The organism is Rhizobium lusitanum, from assembly GCF_014189535.1.
Taxonomy (GTDB): Bacteria; Pseudomonadota; Alphaproteobacteria; order Rhizobiales; family Rhizobiaceae; genus Rhizobium; species Rhizobium lusitanum_C.
Genome location: NZ_CP050307.1, coordinates 1,313,751 through 1,340,071 on the forward strand (window position 1 = coordinate 1,313,751; position 26,321 = coordinate 1,340,071).

At 60.4% G+C, this 26,321-nt stretch carries 24 protein-coding genes; 17 read left to right on the forward strand and 7 right to left on the reverse strand.

Translation table 11 applies throughout. From position 1 onward, the window contains the following. Positions 1 to 2 precede the first annotated feature (2 nt). On the forward strand, positions 3 to 1,517 hold the full coding sequence (locus tag HB780_RS09075) for an ABC transporter substrate-binding protein (protein ID WP_183687044.1): 1,515 nt from the start codon (positions 3 to 5) through the stop codon (positions 1,515 to 1,517). Between the two features lie 124 nt (positions 1,518 to 1,641). Here HB780_RS09075 and HB780_RS09080 read toward each other — a convergent pair whose 3' ends face one another. From HB780_RS09080 to HB780_RS09090, 3 genes are all read right to left on the reverse strand, one after another. After that, complete coding sequence (locus tag HB780_RS09080; RefSeq protein ID WP_183687046.1) at positions 1,642 to 2,781, reverse strand: NADH-quinone oxidoreductase subunit E; 1,140 nt, start codon at positions 2,779 to 2,781, stop codon at positions 1,642 to 1,644. Between the two features lie 11 nt (positions 2,782 to 2,792). Beyond that, a complete protein-coding gene (locus HB780_RS09085; RefSeq protein ID WP_183687048.1) occupies positions 2,793 to 4,292 on the reverse strand; it encodes an OmpA family protein in 1,500 nt (499 codons plus the stop codon). A 335-nt stretch (positions 4,293 to 4,627) separates the two neighbouring features. Next, positions 4,628 to 6,043 carry a helix-turn-helix domain-containing protein gene (locus tag HB780_RS09090; protein WP_183687051.1) on the reverse strand — a complete coding sequence of 472 codons (1,416 nt, stop codon included), beginning with the start codon at positions 6,041 to 6,043 and terminating at the stop codon, positions 4,628 to 4,630. Between the two features lie 171 nt (positions 6,044 to 6,214). On the opposite strand from HB780_RS09090, the gene aceA reads away from it, so the two are divergent. Together aceA and HB780_RS09100 are read left to right on the forward strand one after the other, a co-directional pair. Next, positions 6,215 to 7,516, forward strand: coding sequence for an isocitrate lyase (aceA, locus tag HB780_RS09095; protein WP_183687053.1), 1,302 nt, complete (start codon positions 6,215 to 6,217; stop codon positions 7,514 to 7,516). 23 nt (positions 7,517 to 7,539) lie between these two features. Then, entirely contained in the window at positions 7,540 to 7,788 is a 249-nt protein-coding gene (locus tag HB780_RS09100) for an SMc00767 family acetate metabolism repressor (RefSeq protein WP_183687055.1), read from the forward strand. 81 nt (positions 7,789 to 7,869) lie between these two features. Here HB780_RS09100 and HB780_RS09105 read toward each other — a convergent pair whose 3' ends face one another. Beyond that, entirely contained in the window at positions 7,870 to 8,631 is a 762-nt protein-coding gene (locus tag HB780_RS09105) for a response regulator transcription factor (RefSeq protein WP_183687057.1), read from the reverse strand. Then, positions 8,628 to 9,857: a GAF domain-containing sensor histidine kinase gene (locus HB780_RS09110; protein WP_183689664.1), complete on the reverse strand. Its 1,230-nt coding sequence runs from the start codon at positions 9,855 to 9,857 to the stop codon at positions 8,628 to 8,630. The genes HB780_RS09105 and HB780_RS09110 overlap by 4 nt, the downstream gene beginning before the upstream one ends. Positions 9,858 to 10,157: 300 nt before the next feature. Here HB780_RS09110 and HB780_RS09115 point away from each other — a divergent pair, with 300 nt between their 5' ends. The 5 genes from HB780_RS09115 to HB780_RS09135 all read left to right on the forward strand — a co-directional run bounded on the left by HB780_RS09115 (position 10,158) and on the right by HB780_RS09135 (position 15,595). Further along, a complete protein-coding gene (locus tag HB780_RS09115) occupies positions 10,158 to 11,174 on the forward strand; it encodes an ABC transporter substrate-binding protein (RefSeq protein ID WP_183687059.1) in 1,017 nt (338 codons plus the stop codon). A 106-nt stretch (positions 11,175 to 11,280) separates the two neighbouring features. Beyond that, on the forward strand, positions 11,281 to 12,744 hold the full coding sequence (locus HB780_RS09120) for an ATP-binding cassette domain-containing protein (protein ID WP_183687061.1): 1,464 nt from the start codon (positions 11,281 to 11,283) through the stop codon (positions 12,742 to 12,744). After that, entirely contained in the window at positions 12,741 to 13,685 is a 945-nt protein-coding gene (locus HB780_RS09125; protein ID WP_183687063.1) for an ABC transporter permease, read from the forward strand. The genes HB780_RS09120 and HB780_RS09125 overlap by 4 nt, the downstream gene beginning before the upstream one ends. Beyond that, entirely contained in the window at positions 13,682 to 14,632 is a 951-nt protein-coding gene (locus HB780_RS09130) for an ABC transporter permease (RefSeq protein ID WP_183687065.1), read from the forward strand. The genes HB780_RS09125 and HB780_RS09130 overlap by 4 nt, the downstream gene beginning before the upstream one ends. A gap of 42 nt (positions 14,633 to 14,674) precedes the next feature. Continuing rightward, positions 14,675 to 15,595 (forward strand): SMP-30/gluconolactonase/LRE family protein, encoded by a 921-nt coding sequence (locus HB780_RS09135; RefSeq protein ID WP_183687067.1) that lies wholly within the window; start codon positions 14,675 to 14,677, stop codon positions 15,593 to 15,595. A gap of 2 nt (positions 15,596 to 15,597) precedes the next feature. On the opposite strand, the gene HB780_RS09140 is transcribed toward HB780_RS09135, so the two are convergent. Further along, positions 15,598 to 16,500 carry a GntR family transcriptional regulator gene (locus tag HB780_RS09140; protein ID WP_183687069.1) on the reverse strand — a complete coding sequence of 301 codons (903 nt, stop codon included), beginning with the start codon at positions 16,498 to 16,500 and terminating at the stop codon, positions 15,598 to 15,600. Between the two features lie 191 nt (positions 16,501 to 16,691). Here HB780_RS09140 and HB780_RS09145 point away from each other — a divergent pair, with 191 nt between their 5' ends. From HB780_RS09145 to HB780_RS09175, 7 genes are all read left to right on the forward strand, one after another. After that, positions 16,692 to 17,828: a mannitol dehydrogenase family protein gene (locus HB780_RS09145; protein ID WP_183687071.1), complete on the forward strand. Its 1,137-nt coding sequence runs from the start codon at positions 16,692 to 16,694 to the stop codon at positions 17,826 to 17,828. After that, positions 17,825 to 18,508: an amino acid ABC transporter permease gene (locus tag HB780_RS09150; protein WP_183687073.1), complete on the forward strand. Its 684-nt coding sequence runs from the start codon at positions 17,825 to 17,827 to the stop codon at positions 18,506 to 18,508. The genes HB780_RS09145 and HB780_RS09150 overlap by 4 nt, the downstream gene beginning before the upstream one ends. Before the next feature lie 11 nt (positions 18,509 to 18,519). After that, positions 18,520 to 19,173 carry an amino acid ABC transporter permease gene (locus HB780_RS09155; RefSeq protein ID WP_183687074.1) on the forward strand — a complete coding sequence of 218 codons (654 nt, stop codon included), beginning with the start codon at positions 18,520 to 18,522 and terminating at the stop codon, positions 19,171 to 19,173. Further along, complete coding sequence (locus HB780_RS09160; RefSeq protein ID WP_286202897.1) at positions 19,157 to 19,885, forward strand: amino acid ABC transporter ATP-binding protein; 729 nt, start codon at positions 19,157 to 19,159, stop codon at positions 19,883 to 19,885. The genes HB780_RS09155 and HB780_RS09160 overlap by 17 nt, the downstream gene beginning before the upstream one ends. Positions 19,886 to 19,924: 39 nt before the next feature. Continuing rightward, entirely contained in the window at positions 19,925 to 20,737 is an 813-nt protein-coding gene (locus tag HB780_RS09165; RefSeq protein ID WP_183687076.1) for a transporter substrate-binding domain-containing protein, read from the forward strand. A 105-nt stretch (positions 20,738 to 20,842) separates the two neighbouring features. Then, positions 20,843 to 21,853 (forward strand): zinc-binding alcohol dehydrogenase family protein, encoded by a 1,011-nt coding sequence (locus HB780_RS09170; RefSeq protein WP_183687077.1) that lies wholly within the window; start codon positions 20,843 to 20,845, stop codon positions 21,851 to 21,853. Positions 21,854 to 21,857: 4 nt separating this feature from the next. Next, a complete protein-coding gene (locus HB780_RS09175; protein WP_183687079.1) occupies positions 21,858 to 23,381 on the forward strand; it encodes a UxaA family hydrolase in 1,524 nt (507 codons plus the stop codon). 85 nt (positions 23,382 to 23,466) lie between these two features. On the opposite strand, the gene HB780_RS09180 is transcribed toward HB780_RS09175, so the two are convergent. After that, entirely contained in the window at positions 23,467 to 24,351 is an 885-nt protein-coding gene (locus HB780_RS09180; RefSeq protein WP_183687081.1) for a LysR family transcriptional regulator, read from the reverse strand. A gap of 99 nt (positions 24,352 to 24,450) precedes the next feature. Between HB780_RS09180 and tmpA the strand changes: the two genes are divergently transcribed. Then, the gene (gene tmpA, locus HB780_RS09185) at positions 24,451 to 25,602 is read left to right on the forward strand and encodes a 2-trimethylaminoethylphosphonate dioxygenase (RefSeq protein WP_183687083.1); all 1,152 of its coding nucleotides are present in this window, start codon (positions 24,451 to 24,453) and stop codon (positions 25,600 to 25,602) included. Beyond that, a complete protein-coding gene (gene tmpB / locus HB780_RS09190; RefSeq protein ID WP_183687085.1) occupies positions 25,602 to 26,201 on the forward strand; it encodes a (R)-1-hydroxy-2-trimethylaminoethylphosphonate oxygenase in 600 nt (199 codons plus the stop codon). Before tmpA ends, tmpB begins: the two co-directional genes overlap by 1 nt. Positions 26,202 to 26,321: the final 120 nt, after the last annotated feature.

The window sequence follows — 26,321 nt, forward strand, 5'->3', positions numbered from 1 at the left end:
TTATGACCAGCAGATGGAAATCAATCGGGCTCGCGGCCATCGTCGCCGGCCTCACCCTCACCGCAACCTATGCCGAAGCAGCCGGCGTGCTGACCATCGGCCGCCGCGAAGATTCGACCACGTTCGATCCGATCAAGACGGCGCAGAACATCGACAACTGGGTGTTCTCGAACGTCTATGATGTGCTGATCCGTGTTGACAAGACCGGCACTAAGCTCGAGCCCGGCCTTGCCGAAAGCTGGACCGCCTCCGAAGATGGCCTGACCTACGTCTTCAAGATCCGCGACGCGAAATTCTCCGACGGCTCGCCGCTGACGGCCGAGGACGCCGCCTTTAGCCTGCTGCGCATCCGTGACGACGCAGCCTCGCTCTGGAGCGATTCCTACAAGGTAATCGATACGGCTGTGGCGACAGACCCGCACACTCTGACGATCAAGCTCAAGCATCCCTCCGCACCCTTCCTGTCAACGCTGGCTCTGCCGAACGCCTCCGTCATTTCCAAGAAGGGCATGGAAACGCTCGGCCCAGACGCCTATGCCGAAAAGCCAATCGGCTCCGGCGCTTTCTCCGTCTCGGAATGGCGGCGCGGCGACCGCATCATCCTCAAGAAGAACCCTTACTTCTGGCAGGCCGATCGGGTGAAGCTCGACGGCGTCGAATGGATCTCCGTGCCGGATGACAATACCCGCATGCTGAACGTCCAGGCCGGCCAGCTCGATACGGCGATCTTCGTGCCCTTCTCCCGCGTGGCGGAACTGAAGAAGGACCCCAACCTCAATGTCGACATCGATGCCTCGACGCGCGAGGATCATCTCCTGATCAACCACGCGCATGGTGAGCTCGGCAAGAAGGAAGTCCGCCAGGCCCTCGACCTCGCCATCGACAAGAAAGCCATCGTCGACGCCGTCACCTTCGGCCAGGGCACGGTCGCCAATTCCTACATTCCGAAGGGCGCGCTTTATCACTATGCCGACAACCTGCAGCGTCCTTACGATCCGGAAAAGGCCAAGAAACTGCTGGCGGACGCCGGCGTTTCCAACCTGACGCTGACCTACCTTCTGCGCGCCGGCGACGAAGTCGACGAGCAGACGGCAGTGCTGGTGCAGCAGCAATTGCAGAAGGCCGGCATCACCGCCAACCTGCAGAAGGTCGATCCAAGCCAGGAATGGGATATGACGGTTGCGGGCGACTACGACATCTCGGTCAACTACTGGACCAACGACATTCTCGACCCGGACCAGAAGACGACCTTCGTGCTCGGCCACGATTCCAACAACAACTACTCGACCAATTACAAGAACGAAGCGGTGAAGGATTTGGTCGCCAAGGCCCGTCTGGAGCTTGATCCGAAGAAGCGCGAGCAGATGTATATCGATCTGCAGAAGATGGCGAAGGACGACGTCAACTGGGTGGACCTCTACTACAGCCCCTATATCAACGTCTCCCGCAAGAACGTCGAGAATTTCTACCAGAATCCGCTCGGCCGTTTCTTCCTGGAAGATACCGTCAAGAACTGAGGTCTGGGATTATATGACTTTGCTCCGCCGCCCGATCAGCGGCGGAGCATTCCCTATTCAGCGGGAGGAAATTTCGCCGCTCTTCATGATCTGATGCGGCTTCTGCATGCTTTTCGAAAGCCGGTCACGACGACGTGGGTACATCGCCATGATCGACCCGGCGCGAGAATTCGGTTTCGATCCCCTTTGCCAGTTGGGCGGCCTGCCCGACCCAGTCCTCGCGTTCGATGCGTCCTGGGAAGGCCATATAGCTGCCGACCCATTCGGCATTTCCCTCAGTCCAGGCCGCGATCTGCGCGAAGGTCCAGATGCCCAGCTCATTCAGCTTTTCCTCGTTGACATGACCGATGCCGGAGATGCGCTTCAGATTGTCCGGAGTTGCAGCCCCTTTTGCGGCGGACGGCGGGCGTTGACCGGGATGATCACCGTCGGCGCCAGAAGTGGCGGCGGGCGCCGATGAAACAAAGCCCGATGACGCGGACGCATCGCCCAGATCAGCCCGGCGCGAGACGTCTGTTCCGAGCCCTTTCGCCAGCTGTGCCGCCTGCCCGATCCAGTCCTCACGCTCGATACGCCCGGGGAAGGCCATATAGCTGCCCACCCATTCGGCATTTGCCGGCGTCCAGGCCGCGATCTGCTTGAAGGTCCAGATGCCCAGTTCGTGGAGCTTTCCCTCGTTGACGGGACCGACACCGTCAATGAGCTTCAGATCGTCCAGAGCGGCAACCCCTTTGGCGACCGCTGGCGGGCGTTGGCCGGGATGGAGGTGATCACCTGCGGGTGCTGAGGATACCGGTGCCGAGGTCGTTGCCCTCACCGGAGCGGGCGTCGGAATGGGGGTAGCGACCGGAGGAGGAGGAACCGGCGTCACCACGCGAGCCGCGGGCGGCGTTGGCACCGGTGCGGGAGCTGGAGGCGTGATCCGTACCGGCGCAGGCTCGGAAACCGCAACAGGCTCGTTCGTCTCAATCGCCTCCCGCGAGCGGAAGCTTGCCAGCCAGCTACCGAGGAAGCAGCCGACAATATAGCTGCCGACGAAAAGCAGCGCGGTTTCCAGGTAATGCCCCAGCAGCCCGGGAAGCCATTTGAAGATGGCCACCACAAGCCCCACCAGGAACAGCAGGCTCAGCAGCTTGAACCAGCCCGGCCAGGAGTCCGGCCACCAGCCCTTGCCGGACCGCAGGAAGGTCGCAAAACCGACGATACCCCCGAGCACCAGCGCTAGCAGCATCCACGGCCAATAAGTCGAAAACAGATAGGTCATTGCTGCCTCCCCTATTTGACAGAGAATTCGATACGGCGATTGAGCGCCTTGCCCTCATCGGTATCGTTCGATGCGACCGGACGCGACGAGCCAAGGCCGATTGCGGTCAACCGGCTTGCCGGCACGCCTGCGTCCGTCAGATAGGTGACGACCGCTTTGGCGCGCTGTTCGGACAGGGCGACGTTTGCCGCCTCGTCTCCGCTCGAATCCGTATGACCAGAAACCTCCACGGCATTGCCGGAGCACCGGCCGATCGTCGCGACGATCGTGTCCAGCACACCGGACGATACCGTCGAGATCCGCGCCTTGCCGGTGTCGAAGTTGATCTTCGATTTGCTGAGGATCGTGTTGAGCAACGATTGGCAATTCGGAGCGTCGACCGCCGCAGCGGGCGTACTGACGGCGATCTCGGCAGGCGCCGCCTTGAAGCCCTCGGGTATCGCGGCGGCAAAGCTGTCCTGAATGCTCTTCACCGCGCCGTTATAGAGCGCCTCGCCGGAGAGTTTCGCATCGGTGCCGGAGAGCGAGAATGATCCCTTGGCAAGTCGCGACAAGGCGTTGAGCCCGCCGAGTGCTGCAGTCACAAACCCATTCGGCGCTCCGGGAGCGGCTTTCAGCTCATCACTGATCTCATCGCTGGAGAACAGGTTCTTCGCTGCGTCGATGATCTTGCTATGTGCGTCATCGTCGGGATAATTGCCCGAAAGCGTCAGCTTTCCCGCCTCCCTCAAAGCATCGAAGCTGAAGGAGGAAGGCGCGAGCGCAGGTGCGACGGTACTTGCAGCTGTAGTCGCGGCTGTTACCGCAGCCGTTGTGGTCGAGGTTGCCGCCGGAGTTGGTGCTGCCGCGGGTGCCGCTGCAACTACCGGAGCCGGTGCCGTTATGTCGGATTTTGCGAGTGTCAGGCCCTGCGGCAACGTCTTCAGCGCTGCGGTGATCGCGTCGTATGCCTCGCTCGTAGCGGCCGTGCCGGAAATAGCGAGAGCGGTATCGGACAGGGAGATGCTGCCTTTCGCGAGGCGGGCCAGCTGAGCCAGCCCAAACTGCACGCCGCCGTCGTAAGCGTCGGGTGCGCCGCTGGCATATTGCATCTCGTCCTTGATTTCGGCGCCTGAGAAGGCCGTCTTTGCGGCGGAAACGATCTTGTCGCGCGTCGTCGGGTTCGGCACGTTGCCGGTCAGGACGACGCCCGAGCCTTCATGGCTTATGCGCCAGTTGAAGGGCTTGGCGACATCAGGCTCCTTGGCATCGACCAGAACCTTGCGGACACCCCAGACCTGATCCACCGTACCGGCGATTTGCGAAGCTTCGTCCGGGGAGAACACGGTGCCGGAAACCGAGACATCGCGTCCCGACACGCCGAAGGCGGGATTTTGGACGGAGGTGCCCAAAGCCGAGGTCGACCGATTGCCAAGATCATTGTTGATGGATTGCCCGGTAAAGATCGTGGCAAGGATCCAAAGAATCGCCAGGGGGATTAGTCCCCACCACCATTTCGAAGGCTGACTCATAGCTACCCCCAATGATTAAACCCAGGATATCAGTTAATTAGCTTTTAGGAATATACTTTAAATCATTATAGCTGCAACATAAATTGCATTGATCATACATATACACCCTGCGATCGATGGCATGCTGTCTATCGAAGGTAGCAAAACAGGTGGAGTCCATACCTCACACGCATAGAGTGTAATTTCATCTCAAAAGCCTTTTAGGAGATATTTTCGGGGAGATGATCTCAAGGCCGCATGCGGCCTTGCCAACGGATTTCATTCCCGTGTCTAATGCAAATTAGCTTCGACGAGACCTTCAGGAACGATGCCCTTATGCAATGGACACTACCCGGCTAGAAATCGAAGATGCTCAGACCCGTCGTCATCTCATCCAATCCGAGAGGTCTGGTGACCGGCGGCTCGGCGCGGGAAAGACAGCCCTTGCGCTCGCACAGCCGACAGGCCGGCCCGATTGGAACAGGAGGCTGGCCGGGCGATCCGATCTGGCCGTAGACGAGGCTACCGCCAGCCATGACATCGCAACCAAGCAGCAACGCGGTTCGCCTCACCCGCTCGCCGAACGGTGCCCTTGGCCCCTCCTGCGTGCGTGCAATGGTCAGGTATATCGAGCCATCCGGCATCTCGACGGTTTCGGACAGGATCTGACCCGGCTGCAGGAATGCGGAATGGATGTTCAGCTTCGGACAGCCGCCGCCAAACCCCGACCTTGGAAAACCATGCGCACCGATTTTTCGCAAGCGATGACCCGCTGAATCGATCTCCATCAAAAAGAAGGGCACACCGGATGCGCCCGGCCGCTGCAACATTGTCAGGCGAGCCGCCGCTTGGGCGAACGAAACCGAGAAGCGCGCGCATAGAATGTCGATGTCGTATTTCGTAGTTTGGGCCACTTTAAGAAAAGGCGCATAGGGCATGGCGAGCGCCAGGGCGGCCAGACGACCAAGCTCGAAGCGGGCGATGCGCTTTGCCTCCGGTGTCGACAGGGAAAGACCCTGCAACTCCTCGCTGATCGCATCCTGCAGGACAAGCGTTGCAACCTCGATGGCGATTTCATGTGCCTGGTCGGCGGGCGATAGCCGTTCCGATATGAAGAGGCGCATCGAATGCCTGTCGAAGCGCCGGCGAAGATCGGGCATGACGTGGACAGGCAGAATGCGGACGCTGATCCCGCGCTCGACGCGCAGCCACTCCTTCAAGGCGACGATCAGATCTTGCTCGGGCGAGAGGCTGGCTGCAAAATCTTCCGCCGCCGCTTCCAGACGCGGAAAATAAACCGAACGGCTTTCGAACACGTCGCGAACCTCGTCGGCCGGCAAGCGGGCTCCGCCGATCGGCGCTGCTGCCCCGCCTTCTGTCGTCAAGGTCATCAGATCGGACAGGCGCGCCGCCTGCTCGCGATAGGCGCGATAGAGCTTGACCATGCCGCTTGCCGCATTGGGCGCAAGGTCGGCCAGTTCGACAAGCTCCTGATCGCCCGGCAGTTCCCCCGCAAGAAGAGGATCGGCGAAGACCTCCTTCAACTGGCTGAGACGATTGCCCGCCTCGCTTCTGAGATCATCGAGATCGATCTTGAAGGCGGCGCTGAGCTTGAGCAGCAGCTGCACGGTCAGCGGGCGCTGATTGCGCTCGATCAAGTTGAGATAGGACGGAGAAATCTCAAGCGCATCCGCCATGGCGATCTGGGTCATGCCAAGCCCGTTGCGCACGCGCCGGACCTTCGGGCCCGCAAAAATCTTTCTCTCCACCATCAAGTCTCCTCCGCCCGCCTATATTTACAAAAATTGACAAAGTGGCTGAGGCTCTTCGTCAAGGATTTGCAACGTGACCCTTTTCCAGGCCGTATCCGAAAGCTTTCGCTGGCATTTCGCCGTTACTTTGTGGATCTTGTCAATGCGTCGCCTCAACGACGAGCATTCTGTATGGAGGAAATCGTGACAGAATTTGACAAGTTGATACGCAATATTCCGACCGGTCGTTTTGACGGCATCGAGCGTCCCTATTCCGCCGCCGATGTGAAGCGGCTGCGCGGTTCCGTGGAGCTTCGCTATTCACTGGCCGAGATGGGCGCGAACCGGCTTTGGCAACTTCTGCATAGCGAGGATTTCGTCAATGCGCTCGGCGCGCTCTCCGGCAATCAGGCCATGCAGATGGTTCGCGCTGGCCTGAAGGCGATCTATCTCTCCGGCTGGCAGGTTGCGGCCGACGCCAACACGGCGTCCGCCATGTATCCGGATCAATCGCTCTATCCGGCCAATGCCGGGCCGGAGCTTGCCAAGCGCATCAACCGCACGCTGCAGCGCGCCGACCAGATCGAGACCTCTGAAGACAAGGGGCTTTCCGTCGACAGCTGGTTCGCTCCGATCGTTGCCGATGCTGAAGCCGGTTTCGGTGGACCGCTCAACGCCTTCGAGATCATGAAGGCGTATATCGAAGCCGGCGTCGCAGGCGTTCATTTCGAGGATCAGCTCGCCTCGGAAAAGAAATGCGGCCATCTCGGCGGCAAGGTGCTGATCCCAACCGCTGCGCATATCCGCAACCTTGATGCCGCCCGGCTGGCGGCCGACGTCATGGGTGTGCCGACACTGGTCATTGCCCGCACCGACGCCGAGGCCGCAAAGCTGCTGACCTCGGATATCGACGAGCGCGACCGGCCCTTCGTCGATTATGATGCAGGACGCACGATCGAAGGCTTCTATCAGGTGCGCAACGGCATCGAGCCCTGCATCGCCCGTGCTGTCGCCTATGCGCCGCATTGCGATCTCATCTGGTGCGAAACGTCGAAGCCCGATCTGGAGCAGGCCCGGCGCTTTGCCGAAGGCGTCCACAGGCATCATCCGGATAAGCTTCTTGCCTATAATTGCTCGCCGTCCTTCAACTGGCGGAAAAACCTGGACGAGGCGACGATCGCCAAGTTCCAGCGCGAGCTTGGTGCCATGGGCTACAAGTTCCAGTTCATCACGCTTGCCGGCTTCCACCAGCTCAATTTCGGCATGTTCGAACTGGCGCGTGGCTACAAGGAGCGGCAGATGGCGGCCTATTCCGAACTGCAGGAAACGGAATTCGCCGCCGAAAAAAATGGCTACACCGCCACCAAACATCAGCGCGAAGTCGGCACCGGCTATTTCGACGCCGTGTCGCTCGCCATCAGTGGCGGTCTTTCATCAACCACCGCCATGAAAGCATCGACCGAGCACGAACAGTTTCGGCCAGCCGCCGAATAACCCGAACCTTAAGGAGGAAAACCATGGCTTCCATCGCACGCGTCCGCGAACGCGCGGAAGAACAATCGTCAAGCCTGTCGCCGGATCAGCAAAACACGATCCGCATGCTCGCAAACGATCTGCACCGCCTCAACCATTCGGTCATGAAGGCCGTCGAGGCCGGCGTCTCGGTCGAGCTGGTCCGCTCGGCCCGCCATCACGGTGGCGACGGCAACTGGGGCGATCTGCTGCTCCCGGTCGTCATGGCCCGCAGCCGTCAGGGAGAGATCTGACCTTCGTTTGGAAAACAATCACCACGGCATGTCCTGTCCGACGTGCCGTGGTTTGACGTTTTCACCACCGTGCATCCTCATTCACTCAGGAGAGAGCAGCCGGCCTCCAGATGCGACGACGCTTTGCCGACCAAGCCAATACGCCAGATCGGCCTCGGCCCGCTCAAGAGCGCTATGGTTCAGCAGTTTACGCAGAAACGCCACGGCCACGGCCCGCGCCCGAAGATTGAATCGCCCACCATCAGCCTCGCCGCCGATGGACTGATAGACATCGAGTTTCTCATAGAGCTGCTGCAGCCGGTTTTGCACGCTGCGCACCGATAGATTGCGCCTCTGCGCGATAGCCCGGTCAGTCAGTCCAAGGGCAATATCGATGAGAATCTCGTATTCGGCCTCTGTGAAGGCATTGGCATTTCCAAGGCTCTTCTGCTGCATGCCGCGCACTTCGCGGTCGATCACACATTGGCTTTCAATGAAGATGCTGCGCAGCGCCAGCCTCAGTCGATCGTCCGAAGCCGATTTCAGCACATAGCCGTAGACGGCACCCTCCGGCACGATCCGCGACACGCCGCGAACGTAAGCCTCGTCGGAATAATTCGACCAGAACAGGATGCGTGTCTCGGGCCGTTCTTTCCAGATGGTTCGCGCCGCCTCGATGCCGTTTCGCGGGCTCATCTGCAGGTCCATGACGACATGGGCCGATCTGAAATCGCGCGCCAGCCGCTCGCCGGCATTGCCGTTTTCCGCTTCCAGCACGGTTTCGCATTCGGGAAGAGCGGCGCGGACGGCTTCGTTGAGATAGGAACGGTGAAGCGGATCGTCCTCGATGATCAGCACCTTCATGCCGCACCTCCCGCCGCCAGCGGCCGGCCGGCCAGGGTGACGCTCACGCAGGTTCCACCCTTAGGGCTTACGGCCCTGGCGGAGAAGCGCGCCGAAATCAACCGTGCCCGGGTTTTCATATTCTCGATGCCGCCTCCCGATGATTTGCGGGAGTGGATCAAGCCGATACCATCATCGTCGATCTCTATGGTCAGGGTGCCGCCGACTGCCCCGAGACGAACCAGAATGCGGCTCGCCTGCGCATGGCGCACAGCATTGTTGATCGCCTCCTGCGCAATGCGGAACAAGGCGATACTGACGGATTGCTCCAGACAATCGATGGCGCCGTTGGTCTCGTCTGTCAGTTTCCACTCTACGCCGGCGCCGCTTTCCTGGATCGATCGCTCCAGATGATTTTCGACCGCCTGGGCAAAGCCAAACAGCTGGAGGACCGAGGGCTTGGCCTCTTCGATGATCTGGCGCAGATCGTGCATGCATTGCTGCAATCCGCGAAACAGGGGCTCGAGCGCTTCACCGGTGACATCGGGCATATGCGCCAGCCGCTCCATTCGCCGCGACAGGCGCGTGAGATCGGCCAAGGTCTGATCGTGTAGATCCATGCCGATACGCTGGCGCTCAGTCTCCAGTGCCTCGGTCAGCTTCAGCGCACCCAACCGCAACCCCTCCTCCCGGGCTCGCGCTTCCGCCTCGACAATCGCCGACCGCTTTGCCTGCTCGGCGGCCCGGATGGCGAAGAAATACGGCGCCAGCAGATCGGCAATGGCGCGCGCATTCACCACATCCTGTCTCCCGTAGGATCCGGCCTGGTGACTGGAGCAGCTTAGAGCCCCGATCACGGCACCCTGGACCTTCAGAGGAACATGCAGGCGGCCCCTTAACGATTGGCTGATGATCGGATGCGAGAATGCGCCTTCGAAGTGAAACCTCGGATCGCTGCAGGCGTCATCGGTCAATAGATGATCGACCTCGCCCAAGAGAAGCGCACGGATGGGGCTGTCACTGACCGGAGCCGGATGCCGCTTGCCCCAATCGGTCTCGAGGCCGCTCTCATAGGCAATGTGATATTTCTCATCCACCATGATGATGCAGACATCAAAGTGATCGTAGGGGATGACATGGCTGATCTCGGCAGCGACGGAGCGGATGACCGAATGAAAATCGAGTTGCCCGGCCAGGAGCCTGGAAATGCGGAGGTAATGGTCGAACACCGACCGAGGCTCTAACATGTGCAAGGCTGGCCCTCCCAGGCGACGCGCCAGCCTCTCCCCAGGCCGGTTGCGGAACGCAAAATCCGAACGCCATTAAGCGCTGATCGCGGTCGTTCGTCTTGCGGAAAAGCGCAATTTTTATGCGGGATCCCGCAACGCCCGTCCCCTTAAGCGCCTGTACAAGCGAAACAATCTCAGACATCCTATTCTTACTGACAGGGGAACCTTCAGTGCAAATACTATTTTCGATCGTTGTTGAGGAGCGCGTTCGAAAATTATGGCCTGGGAGTGAGATTTAGGTCTTTTTGGGAGGAAAAAATGAATATCGCCAAGACACTTCTGGCATCCGTCGTGATCGCAACCGTTGCGACGCCGTTTGCCGCACTTGCAGACACGTCATCCAAGAAAATTGCCCTGTCCAACAATTACGCTGGCAACTCATGGCGTCAGGCCATGCTGACAAGCTGGCAGAAGGTGACAGGCGAAGCCGTGAAAGCCGGCGTGGTTGCCGCAGCCGATCCATTCACGACGGCGGAAAACCAGGCGACCGAGCAGGCGGCGCAAATCCAGAACATGATCCTGCAGGGCTATGATGCCATCGTCATCGACGCGGCATCGCCGACGGCTCTCAACGGCGCCGTCAAGGAAGCCTGCGATGCCGGCATCACCGTCGTATCCTTCGACGGTATCGTCACCGAACCCTGCGCCTGGCGCATTGCCGTCGATTTCAAGGGAATGGGAGCAAGCGAGGTCGAGTATCTGGCCAAGAAGCTTCCCAAGGGCGGCAACATCCTGGAAATCCGCGGCCTTGCCGGCGTCTCCGTCGATGACGAGATTTCGGCCGGCATCGACGCAGCCGTTGCGAAATATCCGCAGTTCAAGATCGTCGGCTCCGTGCATGGCGACTGGGCGCAGGATGTCGCCCAGCGCGCCGTTGCCGGCGTTCTGCCCAGCCTTCCCGAAATCGCGGCGGTCGCAACCCAAGGCGGCGACGGCTATGGCGCGGCACAGGCTTTTGCCGCGGCCAAGCGCCCGATGCCGACGATCGTCATGGGCAACCGTCAGGACGAACTGGCCTGGTGGAAGAAGGAAAAAGACGCAAGCGGCTATGAGACGATGTCGGTTTCCATCGCTCCCGGCGTCTCGACGCTCGCCTTCTGGGTTGCCCAGCAGATTCTTGACGGCAAGCAGGTGAAGAAGGATCTGGTCGTCCCGTTCTTGCGCATCGATCAGGATAATCTCGAAACCAACCTCGCCAATACCCAGCAGGGCGGCGTCGCCAACGTCGAATATTCGTTGGAAGACGCCCAGAAGGTCATTGCCACGGCCAAGTGAGCCAAGGCATGCCGCCATTCAAGACCGGTGCCATTCTTGGGTGGCGCCGGTCGATGAGGAATTCTTGCTGGATCGATCCATGAATGCAGCCAAAGATAACAGGCCCATGAACGAGGATGCTGAGACAAAGCCGGTCGTCTCCGCGCGCGGCGTCAAGGTGCAATTCGGCGCCGTCAAGGCGCTGGATGGCGCCGACCTGGTCATCAATGCCGGCGAATGCATCGGGCTGGTCGGCCATAACGGTGCGGGCAAATCGACGATCGTCAATGTCCTCAACGGAAGCCTCGGCCCTCACGAGGGCACCATCGCCTATAATGGCGACGAAACCGCACGCGGCATCAACGCGGCGCGCGGCCATGGCATCCGCTGCGTCTTTCAGGAATTGTCGCTCTCGCCGAACCTGACCATTGTCGAGAACATGCGGGTGGAGCATCGCGACCTCAGCGGATGGAACTGGCGCAGCCAAGCGGCCGGTATCGTCAGCGCCAAGCTTGATGAGATTTTCGTAGGCCACGGGATCGACGTGATGCATACCGTCGGCGAACTCTCGATCGCCGAGCGGCAGATGGTGGAAATTGCCATCGTCTTCTGCACGGTCGAACACGAACCCAAGCTGATCATTCTAGACGAGCCGACGTCGTCGCTCGATGCGGGGCTTGCGGGGCAGCTGATGGCCTATGTTCGCAAGTATGTCGATGCGGGCGGCTCCGTGCTGCTGATCTCGCATATTCTCGGCGAGATTCTGTCGACCTCCGACCGCATCGTCGTCATGAAGGACGGCAAGGTTGTCGCCGATCGTCCGGCAAAGGAATTTTCGACCCATGGCCTCGTCCAGGCGATGGGCAGCGTGGTCAAGGACCGGGATTTCGACCGCAACAAGAATAGAACCGCCGACACATCGCCGATCCTGTCCCTGCCCGCCAGAGGCGGCAAAGGCCTTCCTTTCGCTGCCTACAAGGGCGAAGTGATCGGCCTTGCCGGGCTCGGCGGGCATGGCCAGACGGATATGCTGCTCGAACTCTACCGCGCACTGAGCAGCGACTGGTTGCCCGGAAGACAGGGGCGCATCGCCTTCGTCGCCGGCGACCGCAGCCTGAACGGGACCTTTCCCCTCTGGAGCATCCTGAAGAACCTCAGCATCGCTTCACTCACCGACTTGTCGGAGAAATTCCTGGTCAACAGAACCCGCGAAGACGGGCTTGGCGGCGACTGGAAGAGCCGGATCGAAATCCGCACACCCGACATGACGAACGGCATCCTGTCGCTATCGGGCGGCAACCAGCAGAAGGTTCTCTTTGCCCGCGCGCTGGCGACGACATCGTCAATGGTGCTGATGGATGATCCGATGCGTGGTGTCGACATCGGCACCAAGCAGGAGGTCTACAGCATCCTGAATCACGAAGCGGCCGGCGGCCGGACATTCATCTGGTATTCGACCGAGATGGATGAAATCCGGCTTTGCGACCGCGTCTATGTGTTTCGCAGTGGCGCCATCGTTTCGGAACTCGTCGGCGACGCCATTACGGAGGAAAATGTGCTGGCAGCCTCATTCTCTGGAGAAGACGCATGATCCGCATTTCGCCCAGCATGGTGCGGCTGCTCGTCCCGGCGCTCTCGCTCGTCGTGCTGCTGGTCGCGGTCTTCTATCTCCAGCCGCGGGCCATGAGCTATATCGGGCTCAATCTCCTGTTCAATCTGGCTGTGCCGATTGCGCTCGCAACCATTGCCCAGATGATGATCATGTCCGTCAACGACCTCGATTTGTCGATGGGAACCTTCGTCAGTTTCGCCGCCTGCGTGGCGGCGACCTACCTGCAATCCTCCCCATTGCTCGGCATTCTGATCCTCGCGGCGGCCATCGCCGCCTATGCCGTTATCGGCGTGATCATCTATGTCAGGGACCTGCCGTCGATCGTGGTGACGCTCGGCATGAGTTTTGTCTGGGGCGGTCTCGCCGTCCTGCTTTTGCCGGCCCCGGGAGGCGAGGCACCCGGATGGGCACGCTGGCTGATGACCTCGAAACCGCCGCTCATTCCCATGGCGATCGTGGCCAGTGTCGTCATCGCCCTTGTCTCGCATTTCGTCGTCATGCGCTCCGCCTTCGGCGTGCTGATCCGCGGCGTTGGCGGTAACCAGCGCTCGGTGCAGCGCGCCGGATGGTCAATCCTCGTCCTTCGCGCCGCAGCCTATGGGCTCGCTGGTCTCTTTGCTGTGCTCTCGGGCATTGCCCTTGTCGGCCTCACCACTTCGGCCGACGCCAACATCGCGCTGCGCTATACGCTCCTGTCGATTGCCGGCGTCATCCTCGGCGGCGGTGAATTCACCGGCGGCCGCATCTCGCCGATCGGTGCCGTCATCGGTGCACTGACGCTGACGCTGGCCGGATCGTTCCTGTCCTTTCTCCGGATTTCACCGGACTGGCAGATCGGAGCGCAAGGCGCCATCCTCATCGTCGTGCTTGCCCTGCGTCTCTTCCTCAATCGTCTTGAAAAGCGGCGGAACCGCACATGAACGCCCTTCGCGCACTCCACCGCAAACCCTGGGTCTGGTCCTTTGCCGCAACGCTGGTCGTATGGAGCGTGACCGTCATGTTCACGGGCGGCGCCAGCTCTCTCGGCCTGTCGCAGGCGGCACTGACCTTCGCGGCCTTTTCCGTCATCGTCGGTATCGGCCAGATGTTCGTCATGACGCTCGGACCGGGCAATATCGACCTCTCCGTTCCCGCAACGATGACGCTCGCCGGAACCGTGGCGCTGAAGCTGATGAATGTCGAGGACGGCATGATCGTGCCCGGCCTTCTGATTTCCATCCTGATCGGTTTTGGCATCGGCATCGGTAACTATGCCCTGATCAAGCTTCTGCGCATCCCGCCGATCATCGCGACGCTGTCGATGAGCTTTATCGTGCAATCCACCGCCATCTGGAGCAACCGCGGCCTGCGCATCAAGCCACCGGAGCAGCTGGCAGACTTCACCATGTCGAGCGTCATCGGTATCCCGAATATTGCGATCGTCGCCTTTCTGCTCTCCATTCTTGCCTGGGTGCTGCTGGAAAAGACCATCTATGGTCGCTGGATCTCGGCCATCGGCCAGAGCATGTTCGCGGCCCGCATGGCCGGCATCCCCGTCGATGGCACGCGGCTGGCGACCTATATCCTTTGCGCCGTCCTCGCCTCGATCTGCGGCTATCTCCTTGCCAGCTTCTCAGGCGGCGCCGCCCTCAACATGGGCTCAGAATATCTGCTGATGTCGATCGCCGTCGTCATCATCGGCGGGACGGCGGTGGCGGGCGGGGATTCGAACGTGCCGGGCATCTGGGGCGCATCGCTCTTCATGTTCCTCGTCGTGTCGATGCTGAACACCTACGGTTTCGGCGCGGGCGCGCGGCTCATTCTGACCGGCTTCATCATCATTGCCGTCATTCTCGTGGCCGGCGGCCGCCCGCTCGGCGGACGCTGAAACTTCTTTCGACATTAAGCAGGCATCACAGGAAAAATCGCGATGGCCAAGAACGAGCACCCCCTCTACGAAATACACGATCCCCGGTTTCGCTATCTCGTCGTCAAGAGCGCCGCTCTGGACGAGCTCTATTCCGGTTGCCGCTGGGCGGAGGGTCCGGTGTGGTTTGTCGACGGCGGATGCCTGATCTGGAGCGACATTCCGAACCAGCGCATGCTGCGCTGGGTGCCGGACGGCGGCGTTTCGACCTTTCGTGCACCCTCGAACTTCACCAACGGCAACACGCGCGACCGCCAGGGTCGGCTCGTTTCCTGCGAGCACGGCGCACGGCGCGTCACCCGCACCGAGATCGATGGATCAATCACCGTTCTCGCCGACAGCTTTCAAGGCAAACGTCTGAATTCGCCTAACGACGTAGTCGTCCGCTCCGATGGATCGGTCTGGTTCACCGATCCGACCTACGGCATCCTGTCCGACTACGAAGGCTATAAGGCCGAGCCCGAGCAGGCGACGCGCAACGTCTACCGGCTCGATCCCGAAACGGGCGAAATGGAGATCGTGGTCGACGATTTCGGCCAACCGAACGGCCTGGCCTTCTCGCCAGATGAAACCAAGCTCTATATCGCCGATTCAGCATCGAGCCATGACATCAGCGCGCCACGCCACATCCGCATCTTCGATGTGATCGACGGCCGCAAGCTCGCGAACAGCCGGGTATTCTGCGACATCGACACCGGGCTTCCCGACGGTTTCCGCGTCGATGTCGCCGGCAATGTCTGGACGAGCGCTGGCGACGGCGTGCATTGTTTCGCCCCCGACGGAACATTGCTCGGCAAGATCAAGGTGCCGCAGACGGTCTCCAACCTCACCTTCGGCGGACCGCGCCGCAACCAGCTGTTCATCACCGCTACTAAGTCGCTCTACAGCATCTATACTGCCACAACGGGTGTGCAGACACCCTGAGGCTAAACCTTGAACGGCCCCATCTGGATGGAGCGGAGCAGCGTTGCGCGGGCACTGCCCAGATGGGCCAGCAAGTTTGTGTCCACCGCCGCCGGATCCCGGCTGCGAAGGGCTGCGATGTAATCGAGATGCTGGGTGAGCGCCCTGATGTTACGCTGCTTCTCGTCATCGATATTCCACTGATAGGTGTAGTGGAAGAAGGCTGAAACGACATTGTAGAACTCGATGATGTACCTGTTTTTCGAGGCATCGTGCACGCAACGATGCAGGCGTTCGTCCAGCGCCGGAAATTCGCGATAGCGGCGGTCGATGTCCGCCAGCAACTCGAGATGCTCCGCCTCGATCGCCTGCAACTCCCTCCAGCAGGGGTCGCTATCCGGCAAATTGAGCAGGTGCCTGGCCGAGCGCAGCTCGAACATCTCGCGGACTTCATATATTTCCGCGGCGAAATTTGGAGTAACACCAAGAAACACCCAGGCGCTGTTGGGGCGTCGCTCGATCAGCCCAAAGCGCTGAAAATGCGTGAGATATTCGCGGATGGTGGTGGTCGATGTGCCGAATTGCCGCGCAAGTTCGGCACTATTGAGCAACTGCCCAGCGCGAAAATCCCCTTGCAGAATCCATTCCATGAACCGCCGTTCGACGGCAGCGGCGGCGGACATCGTCTGCGTTTCGGGGAAATAGTCGCCGGGCTCCGGCCGTCGCTGCAAAGAATGGATGGCATCAACGAGACGAAGAATTCCGGTATCCGTCAGGGATGACAGGACGGAGCGCACCGTCGTGCGGCTGACGGCCAGTTTCAACGCCAGTTCCGAATTCGACGGCAGCTTCTGGTCGACCTCGATATCGCCGAGGTAGGACAGGCAGCGGTTGTACGCGCCCTTGTAGACTGCATTCCCCTTCATTCCAAACCATCCCCCTGCTGCGACCGATCCCGTATCATATAGGCCGGATTATTTATATAAAAAACAGTTGACTTGAAAATCCTCGCCTGTTTTATATACATAAGAGACAGTCGAAGGGAGGATCGAAACTTGTCTGGGATTTATCTTGCAAACATTTTTCTGGACCGCGACTTCTTCGAGAAGATAAACGCGTGAGCGGCCGCATCATCCAATTCGGAACGAGCCGCTTCCTTCAGGCGCATGTGGCATTCTTCGTTCATGAGGCGGCGCAAGCCGGGCAGAAGGTTGGCCCCATCTCCGTCGTTCAGGTCTCCGGAGCAAGCGACAGAAGCGGCCGTGTCGCGGCATTTGGCCGGCCGGAAGGCTATCCCGTTGTCATTCGCGGCATGTCAGACGGCAAGGTGATCGATCGTACGGTTCGGGTTAAGAGTGTCGACGGTGGCCTGTCGGCCGCCAACGACTGGGCCGAAATCACCAGGCTCTTTGTCGAGGAGGCGGATTTTGTTGTCTCCAACACAGGCGACACCGGCTATCGAACCGATCCGGATGGAGATGACTTCTCCTCCAGCGACCGCCCTCCGCAATCATTCCCGGCAAAACTGGCAGAGCTTCTCTGTCGTCGCTGGCAGGCATCGGGGCGTCCCCTGGTGGTGCTGCCGTGCGAACTTGTGACGAGCAACGGCCAGGCCCTGAAAAAGGTCGTCATCGAAAGCGCGCGGCGAAACGCTCTACCGGCAGACTTCTTCGAATGGCTCGACCGCGATGTCGCCTTCGCCGATACGCTCGTCGACAGGATCGTGTCCGAACCCATCGAGCCGATTGGTGCTGTTGCGGAACCCTATGCCCTCTGGGCGATCAAACGGGCGCCGGGCGTCCGTCTGCCCTGCACGCACGGGCAGATCGTGCTGACCGATGATCTCGAACCCTATGAGCGCCTGAAGCTGCATATCCTCAATCTCGGGCACACCTATCTCGCCGAGATCTGGCAGACCGAAGGCCATGCGAGTGATCAAACAGTCGGCGGAATCCTCGCTGATCCGAGCATAAGGACGCGGCTGGAAGCCCTTTACGAGAGCGAAGTCGTCCCCGGTTTCGCCTTGAAAGGCATGGGTGACGAGGCCCGGCCCTATGTGGCAACCACGCTCGACCGTTTCCTCAATCCGTTTCTCAATCACCGCATTGCCGATATCGCGCAGCATCACGCCCAGAAGGTCGAGCGCCGCATCGCCGCCTTTCTCGGTTGGGTCGGAGCGACGCCTGAACAGCATGCGGCCCCGATCCTGCGCGGGATAGCGGAACGCTACCCGGCATCCGGAGGTGCCGCATGAACTACCAGTTCGACTTCGCCTCTCTCCTTCCCTACTGGAAAGAGTTCGCCCTCGGCGTATGGCTGACGCTTCAGCTCTCCGTCATCTCCACCGTCATCGGTTTCGTCCTCGGCACCCTCTGCGCCATCGGCCGGGCTGACGGCGGCCCCTGGCTTCGCGGCATCATCGCCACCTATGTCGAAGTCATCCGCAACACGCCGCTGCTGGTGCAGGTGTTCCTGGTCTATTTCGGCATTGCTACCCTTGGCGTCCACGTCTCGGCAAATATGGCCGCCGTCGTGGCGCTGGTCGTCAATGTCGGCGCCTATACCTGCGAAATCGTCCGCGCCGGCCTGCAATCCATCCACAAGGCGCAGCTCGAAGCGGCGGAGTGCCTTGGGCTGTCGCGCAAGCAGACCTACTGGCATGTGATCATTCGCCCCGCCATCGAACGCGTCTATCCGGCGCTGACCAGCCAATATGTGCTGCTGATGCTGGCCTCCTCGATCACCTCGCAGATTTCGGCTGAGGAACTGACCGCCGTCGCCAACCGCATCCAGTCGGATACGTTCCGCAGCTTCGAGACCTACATCGTCGTGGGCGTCCTCTATCTCCTCCTGTCCTTCGTCGTCCGCATCGCCCTCTGGCTGTTGGGCCTCGGTCTCTTTGTTCGCCGGCGCAAGCTCGGCACGGCACTTTAAAGGACGCGGTGATGCCAAGTTTTAGCTTCGTTCATCTGGAGTTTCTGGCCTGGGCCGCAATGTGGACGGCGGGCCTTTCCGTGATCGCCTTCCTTGGCGGCGGGCTTCTCGGCTTTCTGGTCGCGCTGGCGCGCGTCAGCAGCTCGGGGGCGCTGCGAACGGCGGCGGCGGTCTACATTCAGATCGTTCAGGGCACTCCGCTGCTGGTGTTGCTGTTCCTCATCTATTTCGGCATCGCTATTCTCGGCTTCGACCAGGTTCCGGCCATCATCGCCGCAGCGGCCGGTCTCATCATCTATTCCTCCGGCTTCCTCGGCGAGATCTGGCGCGGCTGCATCGAATCCGTGCCGAAGACCCAATGGGAAGCGGCCGAGTGCCTGGCCCTGTCGCGCTGGCAACGCATGCTCAAGGTGATCCTGCCGCAGGCGCTGCGCATCGCCACGCCGCCGACCGTCGGCTTCCTGGTGCAGATCGTCAAGAACACCTCGCTCGCCTCCGTCGTCGGCTTCGTCGAGCTGTCGCAGGCCGGCAAGCTCATCAACAATTCGATCTTCGAACCCTTCACCGTCTTCATCGTGGTGGCAGTATTTTACTTCGCCATGTGCTTTCCGCTCTCTCTGTGGAGCCGCAACCTCGAGAGGAAGCTCAATGTCATCCATCGTTAAAGTCACGAACGTCCACAAGGCCTTCGGCGCCGTCAAGGTTTTGAACGGCGTATCGTTCGAGGTCGGGCGCGGCGAGGTTGCTGCCGTCATCGGCCAGTCCGGTTCGGGCAAATCGACGGCGCTGCGCTGCATCAACGCGCTCGAGACCATCGAGAGCGGCACGATCGAGGTCTGCGACCACGCGGTCCATGATCCCAAGCTCGACAAGAACGCGTTGCGCCGCGATGTCGGCATCGTCTTCCAGAGCTATAACCTCTTCCCCCACCTGACGGCCGAGCAGAACATCATGCTGGCTCCAACCTGCGTGAAGAAGCTCGGCAAGACCGCCGCCCGCGATCTGGCACGCGAGGTGCTGAGCCGCGTTGGCCTTGAAGCCAAGGCAGACCATTTTCCGGAGCAGCTTTCCGGCGGCCAGCAGCAGCGCGTGGCGATTGCCCGCTCCCTGGCGATGAAGCCGAAGCTGATGCTTTTCGACGAAGTGACGTCGGCACTCGACCCGCAGCTGACCGGCGAAGTGTTGAAGGTCATGGAGGATCTCGCCCGTGGGGGCATGACAATGATCCTGGTCACGCATGAGATGGCCTTTGCCCGCAAGGTGGCGTCGAAGGTTGTCTACATGCATCAGGGTCAGGTTTGGGAAACCGGACCGGGCGCGATGCTGGACAATCCGCAAACGAAAGAATTGCGCGAATTCGTGGGTAGCGGCCTCTAGGGCCGAAACGGGAAGAGATTTTGTTGGAAGGACAAAGGGATGGAGAACATGAAACGTAGAAGTTTTCTGGCAGGCATAACCGGCGCATTGGCCGGCGCAACGTTCCTGGGCGTCAACGCGCGCCAGGCTCTGGCCGACACGCTGGAGACGATCAAGACGCGGAAGAAGCTGCTGATCGCCGTCGATCTCGGCTCGCCGCCGTTCGGCATGAGCGATGCGGCGATGCAGCCGACCGGCTCGGATGTCGAGACCGCCAAGCTGCTGGCCGCCGATCTCGGCTATCCGCTGGAAATCGTGTCCGTCACCAGCCCGAACCGCGTGCCCTTTCTGCTGACCAGCAAGGCTGACATCGTCATGGCGTCCTTCAGCGTCAACGAGGAGCGCAAGAAGGTCATCGATTTCACAGACGCCTATGGCGTCATCCAGATCGTTGTCGCAGCACCGAAGAGCGTAGACATTAAAACCCTGCAGGACGTCGTCGGCCAGCGCCTTGGCACGACGCGCGGCTCGACCAACGACAAGGTCGCGACGACGGAGGCGCAAGGCGCCGAAATGGTGCGTTACGACGATGACGCAACGCTGATCACCGCGCTGGTTTCCGGCCAGGTCAACATCATGGCGTCGTCACCGCAGATCATGGCGGCCGTCAATCAGCGCCGCACGAGCGATCCGCTCGAGGTCAAGCTGGTGCTGAAGACCAATCCTTACGCCATCGGCCTGCGCAAGGGCGACGATGCACTGAAGGCGACGCTGAACGAATGGATCGCCAAGAACCTTGCCAACGGCAAGCTCAGCGAGATCTATCAGAAGTATAATGGCGTGGCGCTTCCGGCCGAGATGCCGAAGACGTAAGCTATATTTTTTGCCAATAAACACCGGAGCGCCGATCATTCGGCGCTCCCTGCAATCCCAAGAAGCGGTTCGAGCGGGCTGGCCCCTGCGGACAAGGAGTGAACGATGAAAGCACTGATCTGCAACGAGCCGGGCCGGCTGTCACTGATCGAACGGGATATCCCGGTTCCCGCCAATGGAGAGGTGCTGGTCCGCATCAAGCGTGTCGGCATATGCGGCACCGATTTTCATATCTTCCAGGGCAAGCACCCCTTCCTCGAATATCCGCGCGTCATGGGTCATGAACTCTCAGGCATCGTCGAAGATGCGCAGGGATCGGATCGGCTGAAGAAGGGCGACAATGTCTATATCGTCCCCTATCTCTCCTGCGGGAAATGCGTTGCCTGCCGTCGCGGTGTGACCAATGCCTGCCAGAACATCGCCGTGCTTGGTGTGCACAAGGACGGCGGCATGTCCGAATATCTCTGCGTTCCCGAACAGAACGTCATCTCGGCCGGTAAAGCCTCGCTCGACGACGCCGCGATGATCGAGTTTCTGGCGATCGGCGCTCATGGCGTCAAGCGCGGCAACATCCAGGCCAGCGATCGCGTTCTCGTCGTCGGCTCGGGACCGATCGGCATGTCGGCGATCATCTTTGCCAAGGCGCGTGGCGCCGACGTGACCGTTATGGATATGCGCGAAGATCGCCTCGCCTTTACGACCAGCGCGCTCGGTGCCGACAGGACCCTTCTCGCCAATGAAGATGCAGAGGCGGAAGCCAAGCGCCTGACGGATGGCGATTTCTTCGATGTCGTCATCGACGCCACCGGCAACGCCGGCGCGATGCAGCGCGGTTTCGGCTTCGTCGCCCATGCCGGCCGATACGTCCTTGTCAGCGTGGTCCGCCAGGACATCACCTTTTCCGATCCGGAATTCCACAAGCGCGAGACCACACTCTTTGCCAGCCGCAATGCTCAGCCGGATGATTTTGCCGAAGTGGTGAAGCAGATGGAGGCGGGCCGCGTGCCGACGGCGGCCCTCAACACCCATCGCGGCGCGCTGTCCGATGCTCCTGAGCTCTTCAACGAATGGCTGCGCCCCGAAGCCGGCGTCATCAAAGCCATTCTGGAGGTATGACCATATGGCTGCGCCGCGCACGCTTCGTCTCCATGACGCCGACAATGTCGTCATCACCATCGAAAGCCTGTCACGCGGCAAGGTGATCGATGGCGGCATCACGGTCACAGCAGCCGTTCCGCGCGGCCATAAGGTCGCCGTCCAGGCGATCCGCACCGGCGAGCCGATCCGCAAATTCGGCCAGATCATCGGTTTTGCGAGCAGCGATATTCAGCCGGGCGACTGGGTGCACGAGCACAATGTCGCGATCCATGATTTCGAGCGCGACTATGCCTTTGCCTCGGAGGCGAAGCCCGATGGCGGGCTTCTGCCCGGCGAAAGCCCCGCGACATTCGAAGGTTTCCGGCGCGCGGATGGCCGCGTCGGCACGCGCAATTATATCGGCATCCTCAGCTCCGTGAACTGTTCCGCCACCGTCGTCGATTTCATCGCCGACGAGATCATGCGATCCGGCATTCTTGCCGACTATCCCAATGTCGACGGCGTCGTTCCCTTCACCCATGGAACCGGATGCGGCATGGGGAGCAAGGGCGAGGAATACGACCTGCTGACAAGGACCCAATGGGGCTATGCCAGCCACCCGAACTTCTCCGCCATCCTCCTGATCGGGCTTGGCTGCGAGGTGTTTCAGATCCCGCGCCTGAAGAAGACCTACGGCATTGCCGAGGGCGATCATTTCCAGAGCCTGACGATCCAAGAGGTCGGCGGTACCCGCAAATCGGTAATGATGGGTGTCGAGAAAATCCGCGAGATGCTGCCATTTGCCAATAAGTCGGTGCGCGAGACGGTTCCGGCCTCGGAGCTGATGCTGGCGCTGCAATGCGGCGGCTCGGATGGTTATTCCGGGCTGACTGCCAATCCGGCCCTGGGAGCAGCTGTCGATATTCTCGTGCGCCATGGCGGCACCGCGATCCTGTCGGAAACACCGGAGATCTATGGAGCGGAACACCTCCTGACCCGGCGGGCGGAAAGCCCCGAGGTCGGCCAGAAGATCGTCGACCTGATTGATTGGTGGCGGGATTACGCCGCGAAAACGGGCGGCGAGCTGAACAACAATCCCTCGCCCGGCAACAAGGCCGGTGGACTCACAACCATCCTGGAAAAATCCCTCGGCGCAGTCGCCAAGGGCGGCAGCTCCACCCTGCGCGGTGTCTATCGCTATGCCGAGCGCATCGACCGCAAGGGCTTCGTCTATATGGATACGCCCGGTTACGATCCAGTCTCGGCGACGGGCCAGGTAGCAGGCGGCGCCAATGTGCTCTGCTTCACCACCGGCCGTGGCTCGGCCTATGGCTGCAAGCCGACACCTTCCCTCAAGCTCGCCACCAATTCCGACCTGTTCACGCGGATGGAAGAGGACATGGACATCAATTGCGGTGATATCATCGACGGCGTGTCGATCGAGGAAAAAGGCCGCGAGATCTTCCAGTCCATCCTGGAAACCGCCTCAGGCAAGCGCTCGAAATCCGAACTGCTCGGATACGGCCGCAACGAGTTCGTACCCTGGCAGCTGGGCGCGACGATGTGATTCATACGCTGGATTTGCCGACAAGAAGGCGTGCGTGCCAGCGGAGGCGAACCTGCATCGCGCAATGAACATACCAAAGGCTCGGCTATGGCATCTGCTGCCCCGCGCCAGCGCAAAGAATCTCCGTCAGGATACCCCGCTCAGCAAATGTTGGTCGACTACGCAAGCGAGTCACCCAATACCCGGCTTGCATACGCAGCACCCGGTCGGTTAGGCAGATCAGACTGCCGGTCTGTATGGCTCTGAGGCAAAGCGGTAGCGAACCAAGCAGAACGCCTGCTCCTGATTCCGCTGCCCGCATCGCCTGTGCGAACGTGTCAAAGCGGAGTATCGAGAGCGGCTGTATCTGAGAACCCATCATGTTGGACCAGTCGCGCCAGCCATCGCGCGGACCAGAAACGGCGATACGCGGTAACCTCTCCCAATTCTCTGCCGATTCCTTTGCCAGGGACGGTGACGCAACGGGTGCAAGTTCTTCCGCAAAGAGCCGTTGCGCCTCTCGTCCCGGCCAGTTGCCATCACCAAAGCGGATCTCGAAATCCGCTTCAGATCGCTCATAATCAGGCTGGAGCTGGATCGTTTCGAACGACAGCTGAACATGGGGCAACAGATGCGCGATTTGCCGTAGCCGTGGGACAATCCAAAGCTCGATAACCGACGACGACGCTGCGATTGTTATCTTCCGGCGAGGCAGTTCGAACAAATTCGCTGTACTGTGCAAGAGTTGGTTGAAGGCGGACTGGACCTGCGGCAGCCAGGCTTCCCCTTCCACCGACAGGATCACCCCACGGGCCTGCCTGTTGAAGAGCTGTGTCCCCAGTCGCAATTCGAGATTCTTGATGCGCTGGCTTACGGCTGCCTGCGTAAGGCCCAACTCGTTCGCTGCCGCAGTGAAGCTGCCCAGCCGTGCAGCGGCCTCGAAGACCCGGATCCATTCAAGGGGCGGTAACGTTTGAAGATGTTCAGACATAACGGATTTTAGGTCATATCCCCAATATTCATTGTTTGTGCTTATGGGACATTGGCCGTCAAATGTCGAGCATTATCCACCTGTGCTTAGGAGCGGGAAATGCCAAGGGAAGCTGAAGTAGACATCATCGATGCAGGCAGAGCCATATCGATCGCGCTGCCGAATGGAGTGAAGCAGCGCTTTCACGCGATTTGGCTGCGAGACAATGCGTGGGACGAGACGACACGCGCTGCGGGCAACGGCCAAAGGCTGATAACCCTTAGCAACATCCCAGTGGATACCCGTGTTTCCGCGGTGAAATCCGAAGCGGGATCGCTCCATCTGACATTCCAACCCGAGAATCGCACAATCGCCTTCGATCTGAACTGGCTGGCCGACCATGGCTATGACAATGACCGTAGCCGCGTCTCCGGCTGGACATCACCGGATATCGAGACCTGGGACGCCAGCCTTGGCGCGGCAATCCCATTGGCCGATTTTGGCGCCATCAGCCGAGATCAGGCGGCCTTGGGTAACTGGCTCCATGGCGTGCGCCGCTATGGTTTTGGCAAACTCGTCGGCGGTCCGGTGGAAAACGCTGCTCTGTTCGAGGTGGCATCGCTGTTTGGCTATATCAGGGAGACCAACTACGGTCGGCACTTCGAAGTCCGCACCGAAGTCAACCCATCGAACCTCGCCTATACCGGCCTTGGCCTCCAGGCCCATACGGATAATCCGTACCGTGATCCGGTTCCCACCCTTCAAATTCTCTATTGCCTGGAAAATTCCGCAGAAGGCGGCGAGAACATGGTTGTTGACGGGTTCCGCGCGGCGGAACGGCTGCGTGCGGAAAACCCGCATGGCTTCGATCTCCTGACGCGCTACTGCGCAAGGTTCGAATATGCCGGCAGCGCCGGCATCTGCCTGCGTTCCCGGCGGCCGATGATCGAGCTTGCACCGGATGGGGAGCTGGTCGGCATTCGGTTCAACAACCGTTCGACGGCAGCGATTATCGACGTTCCCTACGAGGATATGGCCGACTACTATGCAGCTTACCGACGCCTTGGCGAGATCATCGACGACACCTCCATGGAGGTAACCTTCAAGCTGGCACCGGGCGAGTCCTTCATCGTGGACAACACCCGCGTTCTCCACGCACGCAAGGGGTACTCGGGCGCCGGTTCTCGCTGGCTTCAAGGTTGCTACGCCGACAAGGACGGTCTTCTTTCGACACTCAGCGCCATCGAGCTGCAAAATCGAAAGGCAGCGTGATGACGAAGCCCAACTACGAAACGCTAGGCCCGGAGACGATCGTCGCATTCCTGGGCGACATCTTTGAACGCAGGGGCGGCGAGGAATATCTCGGCGAGCCGGTCACCATGGCGGAGCACATGCTGCAGGGGGCATATCTGGCCGAGCAGCAGGGTGAGGAAGAGATCATCATCGTGGCGGCACTGCTGCATGATATCGGCCACTTCACCAGCGAGTTCGGTACATTCTCCATGGACGACGTTCATGACAAGCATCATGAAGAAGCAGGAGCGCAGGTGCTTGAGCGCTTCTTCCCGAGCCTCGTCATCGACTGCGTACGCTATCATGTCGCCGCCAAGCGATATATTTGCGCCACCGATCCCGCCTATTTCGGCCAATTGTCGGCGGCCTCTATTCACTCCTTGAAGCTGCAAGGTGGGCCAATGGATGCCTCGGAAATCGCGGAGTTTGAGAGGAACCCGAACGTAAAGCAGATCGTGCGGGTTCGCCATCTCGATGATGCCGGCAAGATTGCTGGGCTGATTACGCCCGGTTTTGCCCATTATGCACCAATGGTACAGCGCATCGTCGACACCCATTGTCGCCTGACCGAGCGATAATCACCTGCTTCCGTGACACGGGTCATGCCGACAGCTTGATCCGTGTCACGTCCGATACGCCCGATTAGTCAGGCGCACCTCTTCCGTCGTACCCATCCTCCATCACAAGGCCCTCACGAG

Coding starts and splice junctions, on each gene's coding strand:
- HB780_RS09075 (WP_183687044.1), top strand. CDS start 3: ATGACCAGCAGATGGAAATCAATCGGGCTCGCGGCCATCGTCGCCGGC.
- HB780_RS09080 (WP_183687046.1), bottom strand. CDS start 2,781: ATGACCTATCTGTTTTCGACTTATTGGCCGTGGATGCTGCTAGCGCTG.
- HB780_RS09085 (WP_183687048.1), bottom strand. CDS start 4,292: ATGAGTCAGCCTTCGAAATGGTGGTGGGGACTAATCCCCCTGGCGATT.
- HB780_RS09090 (WP_183687051.1), bottom strand. CDS start 6,043: ATGGTGGAGAGAAAGATTTTTGCGGGCCCGAAGGTCCGGCGCGTGCGC.
- aceA (WP_183687053.1), top strand. CDS start 6,215: ATGGAGGAAATCGTGACAGAATTTGACAAGTTGATACGCAATATTCCG.
- HB780_RS09100 (WP_183687055.1), top strand. CDS start 7,540: ATGGCTTCCATCGCACGCGTCCGCGAACGCGCGGAAGAACAATCGTCA.
- HB780_RS09105 (WP_183687057.1), bottom strand. CDS start 8,631: ATGAAGGTGCTGATCATCGAGGACGATCCGCTTCACCGTTCCTATCTC.
- HB780_RS09110 (WP_183689664.1), bottom strand. CDS start 9,857: ATGTTAGAGCCTCGGTCGGTGTTCGACCATTACCTCCGCATTTCCAGG.
- HB780_RS09115 (WP_183687059.1), top strand. CDS start 10,158: ATGAATATCGCCAAGACACTTCTGGCATCCGTCGTGATCGCAACCGTT.
- HB780_RS09120 (WP_183687061.1), top strand. CDS start 11,281: ATGAACGAGGATGCTGAGACAAAGCCGGTCGTCTCCGCGCGCGGCGTC.
- HB780_RS09125 (WP_183687063.1), top strand. CDS start 12,741: ATGATCCGCATTTCGCCCAGCATGGTGCGGCTGCTCGTCCCGGCGCTC.
- HB780_RS09130 (WP_183687065.1), top strand. CDS start 13,682: ATGAACGCCCTTCGCGCACTCCACCGCAAACCCTGGGTCTGGTCCTTT.
- HB780_RS09135 (WP_183687067.1), top strand. CDS start 14,675: ATGGCCAAGAACGAGCACCCCCTCTACGAAATACACGATCCCCGGTTT.
- HB780_RS09140 (WP_183687069.1), bottom strand. CDS start 16,500: ATGAAGGGGAATGCAGTCTACAAGGGCGCGTACAACCGCTGCCTGTCC.
- HB780_RS09150 (WP_183687073.1), top strand. CDS start 17,825: ATGAACTACCAGTTCGACTTCGCCTCTCTCCTTCCCTACTGGAAAGAG.
- HB780_RS09155 (WP_183687074.1), top strand. CDS start 18,520: ATGCCAAGTTTTAGCTTCGTTCATCTGGAGTTTCTGGCCTGGGCCGCA.
- HB780_RS09160 (WP_286202897.1), top strand. CDS start 19,157: ATGTCATCCATCGTTAAAGTCACGAACGTCCACAAGGCCTTCGGCGCC.
- HB780_RS09165 (WP_183687076.1), top strand. CDS start 19,925: ATGGAGAACATGAAACGTAGAAGTTTTCTGGCAGGCATAACCGGCGCA.
- HB780_RS09170 (WP_183687077.1), top strand. CDS start 20,843: ATGAAAGCACTGATCTGCAACGAGCCGGGCCGGCTGTCACTGATCGAA.
- HB780_RS09175 (WP_183687079.1), top strand. CDS start 21,858: ATGGCTGCGCCGCGCACGCTTCGTCTCCATGACGCCGACAATGTCGTC.
- HB780_RS09180 (WP_183687081.1), bottom strand. CDS start 24,351: ATGTCTGAACATCTTCAAACGTTACCGCCCCTTGAATGGATCCGGGTC.
- tmpA (WP_183687083.1), top strand. CDS start 24,451: ATGCCAAGGGAAGCTGAAGTAGACATCATCGATGCAGGCAGAGCCATA.
- tmpB (WP_183687085.1), top strand. CDS start 25,602: ATGACGAAGCCCAACTACGAAACGCTAGGCCCGGAGACGATCGTCGCA.